The sequence below is a fragment of the Vibrio sp. Vf1514 genome (assembly GCF_052076135.1).
In the GTDB taxonomy this organism is placed as follows: Bacteria; Pseudomonadota; Gammaproteobacteria; order Enterobacterales; family Vibrionaceae; genus Vibrio; species Vibrio furnissii.
Genome location: NZ_CP197267.1, coordinates 1,714,423 through 1,727,508, shown reverse-complemented (window position 1 = coordinate 1,727,508; position 13,086 = coordinate 1,714,423). Strand labels below are relative to the sequence as shown.

The window sequence follows — 13,086 nt, the reverse complement described above, 5'->3', positions numbered from 1 at the left end:
TTTGGCCCTTCGCCTTAGCGAAGGGCATGCAAATCATTAAGGGAAAGTTCGAATCTGATTAGATCTTACAAGCGCCGCCTGCACAATCGTCATCGGCAGGTTGCACCGCATCTTTCTGATCGTCTTTCGCACCATCACGAGTGTTATGGTAGTACAGTGTTTTCACACCAAACTTGTACGCGGTCAGCAAGTCTTGAAGCAGTTTCTTCATTGGGACTTTGCCTGAATCGTATTGGCTTGGGTCATAGTTGGTATTGGCGGAAATAGCCTGATCGACAAATTTCTGCATGATACCCACTAAGTGTAGATAACCATCGTTAGACCCGATGTTCCACAGCAGTTCGTAGTTCTCTTTCAGACGAGTGAACTCAGGCACAACCTGCTTCAAAATACCGTCTTTAGACGCTTTAACTGATACGTAGCCGCGAGGTGGCTCAATACCGTTGGTCGCGTTAGAGATCTGAGAGGATGTCTCAGAAGGCATCAGCGCGGTCAGTGTTGAGTTACGCAAACCATGTTCCATGATCTCTTCGCGCAGTGCATTCCAATCGTAATGCAGTGGTTCGTCGCACAATAGATCAAGGTCTTTCTTATACGTATCAATTGGCAGAAGGCCTTTCGCGTAGTTGGTTTCATCAAACGCAGGGCACTTGCCTTGTTCTTTCGCCAGATTCACAGACGCTTTCAACAGGTAGTACTGCATCGCTTCAAATGTGCGGTGCGTCAGGCCGTTTGCGCTGCCATCTGAGTATTTCACGCCATGACGAGCGAGGTAGTATGCGTAGTTGATGACGCCCACACCCAGAGTACGACGGTTCATGGTTGATTTACGTGCTGCTGGTAGCGGGTAATCTTGGTAATCCAATAGCGCATCCAGAGCGCGAACAACCAGCTCAGCCAGCTCTTCGAAATCATCCAGTTTTTCGATGGCACCCAAGTTGAATGCAGACAGCGTACACAGCGCGATTTCGCCGCTGTCGTCTTCGACGTTCACCAGTGGTTTGGTTGGCAGTGCGATTTCCAGACACAGGTTCGACTGACGGACTGGCGCAACACTCGCATCAAACGGGCTGTGCGTATTACAGTGGTCAACGTTCTGAATATAGATACGACCCGTCGACGCGCGTTCTTGCATCAGCAGGGAGAAGATCTCGACCGCTTTCACTGTGCGTTTCTTGATTGAAGGATCGTTTTCGTATTTCACGTACAGACGTTCAAATTCGTCTTGGTCTTGGAAGAACGCGTCGTACAGTCCAGGAACATCCGAAGGCGAGAACAGTGTGATGTTGCCACCTTCAACCAAGCGTTTGTACATCAGCTTGTTCAGCTGAACACCGTAGTCCATGTGGCGAACACGGTTTTCTTCAACGCCGCGGTTGTTTTTCAGCACCAGCAGCGATTCGGCTTCGCCGTGCCACAATGGGTAGAATACCGTGGCTGCGCCGCCACGAACGCCGCCTTGTGAGCAACATTTAACGGCAGTCTGGAAGTACTTGTAGAATGGGATACAACCGGTGTGGAATGCTTCGCCACCACGGATTTCTGAACCCAGCGCACGAATACGACCCGCGTTAATACCGATACCCGCACGTTGTGACACGTAACGAACGATCGAGCTAGCGGTCGCGTTGATAGAATCTAGGCTGTCACCACATTCAATCAGTACACAAGAGCTGAACTGACGAGTCGGCGTACGCACGCCAGACATGATTGGCGTTGGCAGCGAGATCTTGAATGTGGACGTCGCATCGTAGAAACGCTTCACGTAATCTAGACGTGTCGCTTTCGGATATTTCGCAAACAGGCACGCCGCAACCAGAATGTACAGGAACTGTGCACTCTCGTAGATTTGACCGGTGACACGGTTTTGTACGAAGTATTTACCTTCCAGCTGTTTCACGGCGGCGTAGGAGAAGTCCAGATCGCGGCGGTGGTCGATAAAGCCATTCAGCAGTTCAAACTCTTCGCGAGTGTAATCTTCTAGCAGGTGTTTGTCGTACTTGCCTTTTTCCACCATCGCTGACACGTGGTCGAGCAGCGTTGGCGGTTCATATTGACCATAAGCCTTTTTGCGCAGGTGGAACACCGCAAGGCGCGCAGCCAGGTATTGGTAATCAGGGGTCTCTTCGGAGATCAGATCCGCGGCAGACTTGATAATGGTTTCGTGAATATCTGACGTGGTAATGCCATCGTAGAACTGGATGTGAGCGCGAAGTTCTACTTGCGATACAGAGACGTTATCGAGGCCTTCTGCAGCCCATGTGATTACGCGGTGTATCTTGTCTAAATCGATGTTTTCTTTGCGGCCATCACGCTTGGTGACAGTAAGTTGTTGGTTCATTCTGCTTTATTTCCCTAACAAAACTGATAAAAGCCGTGTTTTAGTGTAATTCTTGTAAAGTGAATCCCGGCTTTGTGATCAAGCTCGCCCTACATATAGTGTCATAAACACTATATGTAGGGGTGCATCAGTGTTCGCATTACAAGATAGTGCTATTGAGGGGGTATTGCAAGTTACAGATCGGGGACAGTTTGTGGATAACTAGTAAATTGAAAAAAAACAGTTAGTAGCCACTCACCGATGATCAAAGAGCAGAATTGATTGTAGAAAATCGTCATTTCAAGATTGGTTTTTTCATAACCATGATCGAAAAAAAATATCTTGATCTTTAGGTAAAAACTCTAGTGTGTTCCGGATTGATTAAAGTGGAATATAGAGCACAAAAAACACGCTAAAAATCGATCGTAGAGTGTGCTATTTGACCATCGACTTTTAGCGTATAACACCCCTTAAATCAGGCGTGTATGGATGATGTAGTTGACGTCAACGTTTGCGCCTAAACGGTACGTGTCGGTCAGCGGGTTATAGAGTAATCCGGTGATGCCTTGCTCTTGTAAAGGTGTTGCATCGATCATCTTGAGCAGCTCAGAAGGACGAATGAATTTCTCATGGTCGTGCGTACCTTCCGGTACAATCTTGAGTAGCTTTTCCGCGCCGACAATAGCGAACAAGTATGACTTAAAGTTGCGATTGAGTGTAGAGAAGAACACATGGCCACCGGGTTTGACCAACGCTGCGCATGATTGAATCACGGACAGTGGGTCGGGCACGTGCTCAAGCATTTCCATGCAAGTCACGACGTCATAAGTCTGTGGGTTCTCTTGCGCGTGATCTTCAATGGTACTTTGGATGTAAGTTAGCTTCGTGCCCGTTTCAAGAGCGTGTAGACGAGCAACTTCTAATGGCTCTTTGCCCATATCCAAACCCGTCACGTGGGCACCTTCGCGGGCCATACTCTCCGCAAGAATACCACCACCACAGCCCACATCGAGCACCGTTTTACCAAACAGCCCGTCGGCGCGTTCTAGCACATAGTTCAGACGCAGTGGGTTAATCTGATGAAGGGGTTTGAATTCGCCTTCAAGATCCCACCAACGTGAGGCCATCTCTTCAAATTTCTTGATTTCATTGGGGTCGACGTTTTGCGGTTTGCTCATGCTACTCGTTGCCTGTGTTATGCATCCATGAATAAGGGGGCATTATAGCGCCGTTGTCATTTCGCACCACTTGTTATCTTTGATTCCCAAATGGATGGACAAAAAATAACCGCTTATCAGTTGGATATGGGAGGAATGTGTAAATTCTCAGCAGTTGATTCACAACAAAGGTCACAACCTGATAAAAGGGGAGGGAAAGTGATGCCGAAGCTTAGGAACTTGTGTTATATTTTTTCACCTTATAAGTATCAATAATATTCAGGTCTTTCTGCATTCAATGTTTCATGCTGAGATTGGCATGCGCTGAATGTTGTCTGGATATACCGATCAAACTATAGAGGGATAATGGCTCTATGAGCGATCTAGCTAAAGAGATCACGCCCGTAAACATTGAAGATGAGCTTCGAGGTTCATACCTAGACTACGCGATGTCAGTTATCGTCGGTCGTGCTCTTCCAGATGTGCGTGATGGCCTAAAACCAGTTCACCGTCGCGTTTTGTTCGCGATGAACGTTCTGGGGAACGATTGGAACAAAGCATATAAAAAATCTGCCCGTGTGGTTGGTGACGTTATCGGTAAATATCACCCGCACGGTGATAGCGCGGTATACGATACAATTGTACGTATGGCGCAGCCGTTCTCACTTCGCTACATGTTGGTCGATGGCCAAGGTAACTTCGGCTCGATCGATGGTGACTCAGCGGCGGCAATGCGTTACACCGAAGTACGTATGGCAAAAATTGCCCATGAGTTGCTGGCAGACCTTGATAAAGAAACCGTGGATTACGTACCAAACTATGATGGTACTGAACAGATCCCTGCGGTTCTTCCGACCAAAATTCCTAACTTGCTGGTTAACGGTGCCTCTGGTATCGCAGTAGGTATGGCAACCAACATCCCACCGCATAACTTGACGGAAGTGATTGATGGTTGCTTGGCATTCATTGACAACGAAAGCATCACCATTGATGAGTTGATGGATTACATTCCGGGCCCGGATTTCCCAACGGCAGCATTGATCAGTGGCCGCAAAGGCATCGTTGATGCATACAAAACCGGCCGCGGCAAAATTTACATGCGCTCAAAAGCTGAAATTGAGGCGGATAAGCACGGTAAAGAAACCATCATCGTGACCGAAATTCCTTATCAGGTGAACAAAGCTCGCCTGATCGAGAAAATCGCGGAACTGGTGAAAGACAAGAAAGTAGAAGGCATCAGTGCACTGCGCGACGAGTCAGATAAAGACGGTATGCGTATTGTGATTGAATGTAAGCGTGACGCGGTTGGCGAAGTGGTTCTGAACAACCTCTACGCGAACACTCAGCTACAAACCACTTTCGGTATCAACATGGTCGCGCTGGACAATGGTCAGCCGAAACTGTTTAACCTGAAAGATATGCTGAAATGTTTCGTCGATCACCGCCGTGAAGTGGTGACACGTCGTACCATTTTTGAACTGCGTAAAGCGCGTGAACGTGCACATATCCTTGAAGGTTTGGCACTGGCGCTGGCCAACATCGACGACATCATCGACTTGATCCGTAAAGCATCGACGCCTGCTGAAGCGAAAGCAGGTTTGGTTGCACGTGGTTGGGCTTTGGGTAACGTTGCGGCGATGCTTGAGCGCGCGGGTACCGATGCAGCACGTCCTGAGTGGCTTGAGCCGCAATACGGTATTCGTGACGGCCAGTACTTCCTGACTGAACAGCAAGCGCAAGCGATTCTGGATCTGCGTCTACACAAACTGACCGGTCTGGAACACGAGAAGATTCTTGACGAATACAAACAGCTTCTGGAAGAGATCGCTGAACTGATGCACATTCTGGCTAGCACAGAACGTCTGATGGAAGTGATCCGCGAAGAACTGCAAGCTGTGCGTGATGGTTACGGTGACGCGCGTCGCACTGAAATCACCGCAGCAAGCCATGACATTGATCTGGAAGAACTGATCGCGCGTGAAGACGTGGTGGTCACGTTGTCTCACGAAGGTTACGTGAAATACCAGTTACTGAGCGACTACGAAGCTCAGCGTCGTGGTGGTAAGGGTAAGAGTGCGACTCGCATGAAAGATGAAGACTACATTGAACGTCTTCTGGTTGCGAATACGCACGACAACATCCTGTGCTTCTCGACTCGCGGTAAGACCTACCGCATGAAAGTGTATCAATTGCCGCTGGCAAGCCGCACCGCGCGTGGTAAGCCAATCGTCAACTTGCTGCCGTTGGAAGATAACGAACGCATCACTGCAATTCTGCCAGTGACAGAATTTAGCGATGATAAGTTCATCTTCATGGCAACGGGCGATGGTACAGTGAAGAAAACTTCTTTGGATCAGTTCTCCAACGTACGTTCGAACGGCCTTATCGCCGTGAACCTGCGTGACGACGATTCTCTGATTGGTGTCGATATCACCAACGGCGACAGCGAAATCATGCTGTTCTCGAAATCAGGTAAAGTGGTTCGCTTCAACGAAGATCAAGTTCGTGCCATGGGCCGTACTGCGTCAGGTGTTCGCGGTATGAAGCTAATGGAAGGCGACCAAGTGGTTTCACTGATCGTACCGAAGACTGATGGCGATATCCTGACTGTGACTGAAAATGGTTACGGTAAACGTACTGTTCTGGCGGAATACCCAGCGAAGAGCCGTGCAACACAGGGTGTAGTCTCGATTAAAGTCTCTGAGCGTAATGGCCGAGTTGTCGGTGCCGTTCAAGCGGACGAAGGCGACGAATTCATGATGATCACCAATGCGGGCACACTGGTACGTACTCGTGTGGCAGAGGTGAGTCAAGTGGGTCGTAACACCCAGGGTGTGACGCTCATTCGTACCTCTGAAGACGAACAAGTGGTTGGTCTGCAACGTATTGAAGAAATTGAAGAGTCCGAACTTCTTGAAGGAGAAGAAGGTTCAGAGATGACGGAAAACGTTGACGCGGCGGAAGCACCAGAAGCGCCAACAGAAGGTGATTCTGAAGCGTAACGCTTCACAAATTAAAAAGCCGGGCAAATTAGCCCGGCTTTTTTGTATCCTCAAGAAAGGCAATTAAATAGTTGAGTCGCACACTGGGTTAATAAAACGGTTTTAATATAGCTGGTGAACATTATTTAAAAATGCCGCTGTTAAAATTGACGATCATCAATTTTGTTCTTCGATCACACCGCTATGCCGCTTTAATTTGAGAATAAACGTTGGGTGATGTTGTTCTATTTTAGTGACAATTTTCCTTTATAAAGAGTAGGTTATCATCATTTTTTGGCCTGTCGGTTTCCACGTTAGGTGCATAAAATAACGGCAATGCTACGTCGATATATAATAAAACGATCGTTGAATTGTTGATCAAATATAAGTGAACGGATCGGCGAGTTTTATTTGCGTTCTTTTTAACTTTAGCGGAAATAATGTGACGATTATTCCAATATTTAAATTTACACAACACTGACAAAGAGAAAATGTTATTATTTCCTCAGTGCAAATAATAATCAGCAGGAAAAGGCAGTGGACTATTCAGTGATTACACAGTTGAAAAAAGACTTTTACGCGCAAATTAGCGCGCTGCAGTCGTGCACGCTGCCGCAGTCGAAACCAACGTTGTCTATCCTCACGCCAGAAGAGTTGAAAGAGCTAGAACAATTGTGGGTTGAATTGGCCGTATGGAAGAAAACCCAAAGTCACTAATGCTCTGAACACGCTGAATTTTTGCAAACCCAGTTTACTCGTAAAGAGGCTGGGTTTTTTGTTGCGCAAATTTCAAATTGTTATAATATAACATTTATAGTAGTTTTGTGATCTTTTCGTTGAAAAGTGGGGTATCAGACCCCATAGTAAAGTCACAAGTAAGGTATAAGAATGCATACAATAACCAGCATGCATCCAGTAATGAATCAGGTGAGTGCAGATATGGCGGAAGTAAGAGCCAGAGTTGATTTAAAAGTAGGTGCGAAAAGTAATATTGATGCAGAAATCCTGTCTTTCAGAGGATTGAAGACCGATAAAGAGCACGTTGCCGTCATTTTCAAGTCAGCAGATAAAACCCAAGAAGTTCCACTCGTGCGCATGCACTCTGAATGTCTCACTGGCGATGTATTCCATTCATCGCGTTGTGATTGTGGTGAGCAACTCGAAGAAACGATCGCGAAAATGGGCGAACATGGCGGGATCATTTTGTATCTGCGTCAAGAAGGTCGTGGTATTGGCCTTTACAATAAGATTGATGCTTACCGACTACAAAGTCAGGGCATGGATACGTATCAAGCCAACAATCATCTTGGTTTTAGCGATGATCTTCGCGATTTTGCTGAAGCCGCTCAGATGCTGAACGCACTGAACGTCAATAAAATTCGCTTAGTGACGAATAACCCGAAAAAAATTCGTGAACTGAAAGAGTATGGGATCGAGATCGTGGAAGTCGTCCACACTGCCGCACACATCAAGTCAGGCAACGAGAACTACTTGAAAGCTAAAGTGGCGCACGGTAAACATCAGCTCAAACTCTGAGCAATTTTCGCTAATCGTTGATAAAAGCCTCACTTCGGTGAGGTTTTTTTCGTTACAGCTTGCAAAAAAAATGTAAATTTGTATTATCGCGGCTAAAAGTGCAAATGATAATAATTAGCACTAGCAATGAATCATGCTCAACAAGGATGCTTAAATGAAAGTTAAGTCACTTTTAGTCCAATCTATCGCAGCATCTCTGGCACTGGCCAGCAGTGCTAGTTTTGCCGCTGTCACCCAGGATCAGGTGGTCGCTCATTACGCCGATATCGCGCACGCTGTCTTTTCTGACTCGCTCACCACGGCAAAGAATCTTGAGAAATCAATCGATTCGTTCCTTGCTGCACCTTCTGAAGCCAAACTTCAGCAAGTGAAACAAGCATGGATTGCTGCACGCGTTCCTTACCAACAGTCTGAAGTTTTCCGTTTTGGTAACGTGGTCGTTGATGATTGGGAAGGCCAATTGAATGCATGGCCACTCGATGAAGGCCTGATTGATTACGTGTCCGACGATTACCAATATGAATTGGGTAATGAAGGCGCGAGCGCAAACATCGTCGGCAACGCGTCGATCACCATTGGTGCGACCACCATCGATGCTTCTAAAATTACACCGGAGCTGATTGCAAGCCTGAATGAGGTCGGTGGTTCTGAGGCTAACGTTGCGTCCGGATATCACGCCATTGAATTCCTGCTTTGGGGCCAAGATTTGCACGGCACTCAAGCGGGTGCGGGTGAACGCCCATACACCGACTATGCTCAAGGTGATGCTTGTACGCATGGCAATTGTGATCGCCGCGCTCAATACCTGAAAGCATCTGCACAACTGTTGGTGCAAGATCTTGAGTGGATGGAAAAGCAGTGGTCTGAAAAAGAGAAAGGCAATTACCGTGAAGCGCTGTTGGCGGATTCATCAACGAATGGCTTGCGTAAAATGCTGTTTGGCATGGGGTCGCTGTCATTGGGTGAACTGGCTGGTGAGCGCATGAAAGTGGCTCTGGAAGCGAACTCTACTGAAGATGAGCACGATTGTTTCTCAGACAACACGCACAACTCTCACTTCTATGACGAGCAAGGCATCTACAACATCTACACCGGTACGTACACGCGTGCAGATGGCTCAACGCTAACGGGTGCTTCGATTTACGATTTGGTTGCACAGAAAGATGACGTCGCTGCGAAAGAAATCATGAAGCAATTCGATGCGGCGCGCGCTCAAGTGGGTGAGCTGGTGAATTCGGCAGAGAAAAACAATCAGCATTTCGACCAACTGATTGCGGCAGACAACAAAGCGGGTAACGCGCTGGTGAACAAAGCTATCATGGCTTTGGTGGTGCAGACGGCTTCAATTGAACGTGCTGCAAACGTGATTGGTATCGATAACCTGAACCCAGATACTGCGGATCACGAATTCTAAAAATCGATCGTAGGAGCCCTCGTCGCAGGGCTCTTTTTACCCAATCCTCAGCGTGTCAAAGAGCGTATTTTTGTCATGTATGGCGATTGGGTTTCTTGCTTTTTATTACACGAGAAGAATGGAATGAAGTTGTATTACTCCGCGCTCCTTCTTGGATTGATGTCGGCATCCGCGCTGGCGGGTGAACCCAAATCTGGCGGTGGTACTAGCACCACCAAATCAGGGCAGAATGCGTATTCAATGCCTGCCTCCAACTTACCGCTGTCAAAGCGCCTCGATTTCAGTGTCGGCAACAGTTTCTTTCGCAATCCTTGGGTCGCAGCGCCGTCGTCAACGGAAGCCCGTGATGGCCTTGGCCCGCTGTTTAATACCAACGGGTGTCAAAACTGCCACATCAAAGATGGTCGGGGTCATCCTCCAGAAGAAAACGACACGCAAGCGGTCTCTATGCTGGTGCGCATGAGCATTCCCGCCACATCACCTGAAGACCACGCGCTGTATGAAAAAGAGGGCGTGGTGCCCGAGCCAACGTATGGCGCTCAACTGCAAGATTTTGCCTTGCCGGGTAAAAAGCCGGAAGGGCAGATCCACATCACCTACGATGACGTGGCGGTGCACTTTGCTGATGGAACGCCGGTGATGCTTAGAAAGCCGAATGTGTCTATTGTTGAATTAGCGTATGGTCCGCTGCATGCAGATACGCAGTTGTCTGCGCGTGTGGCGCCACCCATGATTGGTTTGGGATTGCTTGAAAGTATTCCGGAATCGACACTGCTTGAGTGGGCAGACGAACACGATCTCAACCGCGATGGGATTTCTGGCAAACTGAACCGCGTATGGGACGTTCAAGCCGAGAAAACCGTCATCGGTCGATTTGGCTGGAAAGCCGGTCAACCTTCGTTGATGCAACAAAATGCGGCGGCATTTAATGGTGACATTGGTTTAACCAGTCGGTTGTTTCCACACGAAAACTGTACAACGAAGCAAACACTGTGCGACAGTTTGCCCAACGGCGGTACGCCGGAAGTGAGCGATAATATTCTCGATTTCGTTGAGTTTTACTCGCAACATTTGGCGGTGCCGGTACGACGGAATCTTGATGATCCACAAGTCATGAAAGGTGAACAGTTGTTTCATGACAGCGGCTGTGTGGCATGCCACAAAACGCAGGTGGTGACGGCCAAACGCGCGCACCTTCCCGCGCTGTCAGAGCAGACGATCCATCCCTATACGGATCTACTGTTGCATGATATGGGCGAAGGGCTGAGCGATGGCCGACCAGAAGCATTGGCAAGTGCACAAGAGTGGCGAACGCCACCGCTGTGGGGCATCGGGTATACGCAGGAAGTCAACGGACATACCTATTATCTGCATGACGGACGTGCGCGAAATGTAATGGAAGCGGTGTTGTGGCATGGCGGCGAAGCGAAAGTGTCGCGTGATCGTGTGCTGCAATTTGATCAACAACAGCGTGAAGCGCTGATCGCATTTTTGAATTCTTTATAGGTGTGAGAATGACGTTTAAATCAATGACACCAGTGGCACTCGCGCTGGTTTTGTCTGCTTGTCAAAGTACAGGGATGCCAGATTCCAAAGCCGAGCAGACGCAACATGTCAGCCAGCCGGTGTACGTGCTGGAATATCAATCCGCGGAACGCTTTAAAACAGAGGCGGACCAATTGGCTCAGGCGTTTGGCCGTTATTGTGAACAGGCCGATCTGGATACGGATACGTTGAAAACGCAGTGGCATCAAACCATGACGGCATGGATGGCGCTGCAAGGGCAGGAGCGTGGCCCGGCTGCGGCACTGGAACAGAGCTGGAATGTACAATTCTGGCCAGATAAAAAGAACACCACCGGTCGCAAGATGGCTGCGTTAGTGCATCAAGACCGCGCATGGAGTGCTGAGCAAATTGCGCAGCAGAGTGTGACCGTGCAAGGGTTGGGTGCGTTGGAATGGTTGCTGTACGATGCGACATCTCCGCTGACATCGGCACCGAAATCGGCGTGCCAATCGGCGCTGGGGATTAGCCAAAACTTGGCCAATAAAGCCGATGTGATTGCGCAAGCGTGGCAGCAGAACCCTTGGAAATCGATGGACGTCGCAACGTGGGAATCGGAATACATAGCGCTGCTATCGAATCAGTTGGAACATGCGATGTCGAAAATGACACGCCCACTGGCCAATGTTGGCAAACCGCGTCCCTATTTCTCGGAATCTTGGCGTTCGAAAACGTCCATGCTGAACCTGAAAGCAAACGTAGAAGCGATGCAGGCGCTTTATTTGGCAAGTCTGGATGGGCAACTTCGTGAGCGGAATCTGGTTGAACTGGCTGATCGCGTGAAAACTCAATACGCCAATCTGGTTGACACTTGGCCTGCGGAACCAAGCTTGTTTGATATGCTGCAAACCAAAGAAGGCTACCGCGACGCGTTGTCCCAGTACAACAAGTTGGATCAACTGAAATACCTGCTGCATGAAGAAGTGGCTGTGGCGTTGGGTGTGGTAATCGGGTTTAACTCTAGCGATGGTGACTGATCAAACGCGTCGCTCGCTATTGAAAGCGGCATTGTTTGGCGCCTGTGCGCCGATGATGCCCTTTGGCTGCGCGAGCCAGCCTAACCAAACGCCTGCGCTGATTGGTTGCGCGATTAAAAATCGCAATCAGTTCAGTGCGGTCATTGCCAACAGCCAAGGTCAAGCCATTCAGCAATTGCCGCTGCCTGGGCGCGGTCATGGTGTGGCGATTCACCCGACACTGACTCAAGCCGTGGCGTTTGGTCGCCGGCCGGGTGAGTTCTTGATGGTGTTTGATTATCAGACCCAAGCGATGATGCAACTACGCCCAGCAGATGACAATCGTCACTATTATGGTCACGGCGTGTACTCAAACGATGGACAATGGTTGTTTGCGACCGAAGGGGAGCGAGGCACCAGCCGAGGCATCATTGGTGTGTATGATGTCGCGCATCACTATCAGAAAGTGGCAGAATTGACCGGTTTTGGTATTGGCCCACATGAAGTGATTGTGATGCCGGATGATACCTTGGTGATTGGTGTGGGCGGTGTTCATACCAACGGTCGTGAACCGCTTAACATTGCCACCATGAAACCAAGCCTGACTTATTTGTCTGCGGAAGGCGTGATTCTTGATCAGGTATCCTTGCCGGACCATCATCTCAGCATTCGTCATTTGGCGCATGATGGGAGCGAGACGGTGCTGTGTGGTCAGCAATATCGCGGTCAACCCGATGATTACCCATCGTTGGTCGCGATGCATACTCGAGGCGGTGACATGATTCCGCTGTTGGCGGAGCCGGAACAGTGGGCGCGGTTTAACCATTACATCGCGAGCATTGCGGCGACGGACCAATGGATTCTGGCAACGTCGCCTGTGGGCAACTGTTACGGCATTTGGTCAAAAGAGACGCGTGAATTGGTTGAGCTGTCGGCATTGCCAGATGCGTCCGGTGTCGTGGTTCATGGCGACCGTTTTCAGGTCAGCTCCGGTTCGGCCTTGGTCGTGACCAGTGAATATCCGCAACCAGCCCAACAAACGGTGACCAATGTGCAGTGGGACAACCACTGGTCGGCGATTCTCTAACGCAATTCGTGATCGCCTCAAGCGAAAGCACATTTCTGACACATTGATGAACTAACATATGCCCATTTCTTT

9 protein-coding genes are annotated in these 13,086 nt (G+C 48.9%); 7 read left to right on the top strand and 2 right to left on the bottom strand.

All coding sequences use genetic code 11. The annotated features are described in order from the left end of the window. Window positions 1-58 precede the first annotated feature (58 nt). Window positions 59-2,341, bottom strand: coding sequence for a class 1a ribonucleoside-diphosphate reductase subunit alpha (gene nrdA / locus ACS18Q_RS07995; RefSeq protein ID WP_004725657.1), 2,283 nt, complete (start codon window positions 2,339-2,341; stop codon window positions 59-61). Window positions 2,342-2,790: 449 nt separating this feature from the next. Further along, on the bottom strand, window positions 2,791-3,498 hold the full coding sequence (ubiG, locus tag ACS18Q_RS07990; RefSeq protein WP_004725659.1) for a bifunctional 2-polyprenyl-6-hydroxyphenol methylase/3-demethylubiquinol 3-O-methyltransferase UbiG: 708 nt from the start codon (window positions 3,496-3,498) through the stop codon (window positions 2,791-2,793). A 353-nt stretch (window positions 3,499-3,851) separates the two neighbouring features. Here ubiG and gyrA point away from each other — a divergent pair, with 353 nt between their 5' ends. From gyrA to ACS18Q_RS07955, 7 genes are all read left to right on the top strand, one after another. Continuing rightward, on the top strand, window positions 3,852-6,479 hold the full coding sequence (gyrA, locus tag ACS18Q_RS07985) for a DNA topoisomerase (ATP-hydrolyzing) subunit A (protein ID WP_154181223.1): 2,628 nt from the start codon (window positions 3,852-3,854) through the stop codon (window positions 6,477-6,479). A gap of 516 nt (window positions 6,480-6,995) precedes the next feature. After that, window positions 6,996-7,175 (top strand): hypothetical protein, encoded by a 180-nt coding sequence (locus tag ACS18Q_RS07980; protein WP_004725663.1) that lies wholly within the window; start codon window positions 6,996-6,998, stop codon window positions 7,173-7,175. A 171-nt stretch (window positions 7,176-7,346) separates the two neighbouring features. After that, a complete protein-coding gene (ribA, locus tag ACS18Q_RS07975) occupies window positions 7,347-7,994 on the top strand; it encodes a GTP cyclohydrolase II (protein ID WP_004725665.1) in 648 nt (215 codons plus the stop codon). Window positions 7,995-8,148: 154 nt separating this feature from the next. Next, window positions 8,149-9,408, top strand: a complete 1,260-nt coding sequence (locus ACS18Q_RS07970) for an imelysin family protein (protein WP_441256890.1) — start codon at window positions 8,149-8,151, stop codon at window positions 9,406-9,408. A 123-nt stretch (window positions 9,409-9,531) separates the two neighbouring features. Further along, window positions 9,532-10,914: a di-heme oxidoreductase family protein gene (locus ACS18Q_RS07965; protein WP_441256889.1), complete on the top strand. Its 1,383-nt coding sequence runs from the start codon at window positions 9,532-9,534 to the stop codon at window positions 10,912-10,914. Window positions 10,915-10,922: 8 nt separating this feature from the next. Continuing rightward, on the top strand, window positions 10,923-11,948 hold the full coding sequence (locus ACS18Q_RS07960) for an imelysin family protein (protein WP_055466901.1): 1,026 nt from the start codon (window positions 10,923-10,925) through the stop codon (window positions 11,946-11,948). Continuing rightward, window positions 11,938-13,014, top strand: a complete 1,077-nt coding sequence (locus ACS18Q_RS07955) for a DUF1513 domain-containing protein (RefSeq protein ID WP_441256888.1) — start codon at window positions 11,938-11,940, stop codon at window positions 13,012-13,014. Before ACS18Q_RS07960 ends, ACS18Q_RS07955 begins: the two co-directional genes overlap by 11 nt. The last annotated feature ends 72 nt before the right edge of the window (window positions 13,015-13,086 follow it).

Coding starts and splice junctions, on each gene's coding strand:
- nrdA (WP_004725657.1), bottom strand. CDS start 2,341: ATGAACCAACAACTTACTGTCACCAAGCGTGATGGCCGCAAAGAAAAC.
- ubiG (WP_004725659.1), bottom strand. CDS start 3,498: ATGAGCAAACCGCAAAACGTCGACCCCAATGAAATCAAGAAATTTGAA.
- gyrA (WP_154181223.1), top strand. CDS start 3,852: ATGAGCGATCTAGCTAAAGAGATCACGCCCGTAAACATTGAAGATGAG.
- ribA (WP_004725665.1), top strand. CDS start 7,347: ATGCATACAATAACCAGCATGCATCCAGTAATGAATCAGGTGAGTGCA.
- ACS18Q_RS07970 (WP_441256890.1), top strand. CDS start 8,149: ATGAAAGTTAAGTCACTTTTAGTCCAATCTATCGCAGCATCTCTGGCA.
- ACS18Q_RS07965 (WP_441256889.1), top strand. CDS start 9,532: ATGAAGTTGTATTACTCCGCGCTCCTTCTTGGATTGATGTCGGCATCC.
- ACS18Q_RS07960 (WP_055466901.1), top strand. CDS start 10,923: ATGACGTTTAAATCAATGACACCAGTGGCACTCGCGCTGGTTTTGTCT.
- ACS18Q_RS07955 (WP_441256888.1), top strand. CDS start 11,938: ATGGTGACTGATCAAACGCGTCGCTCGCTATTGAAAGCGGCATTGTTT.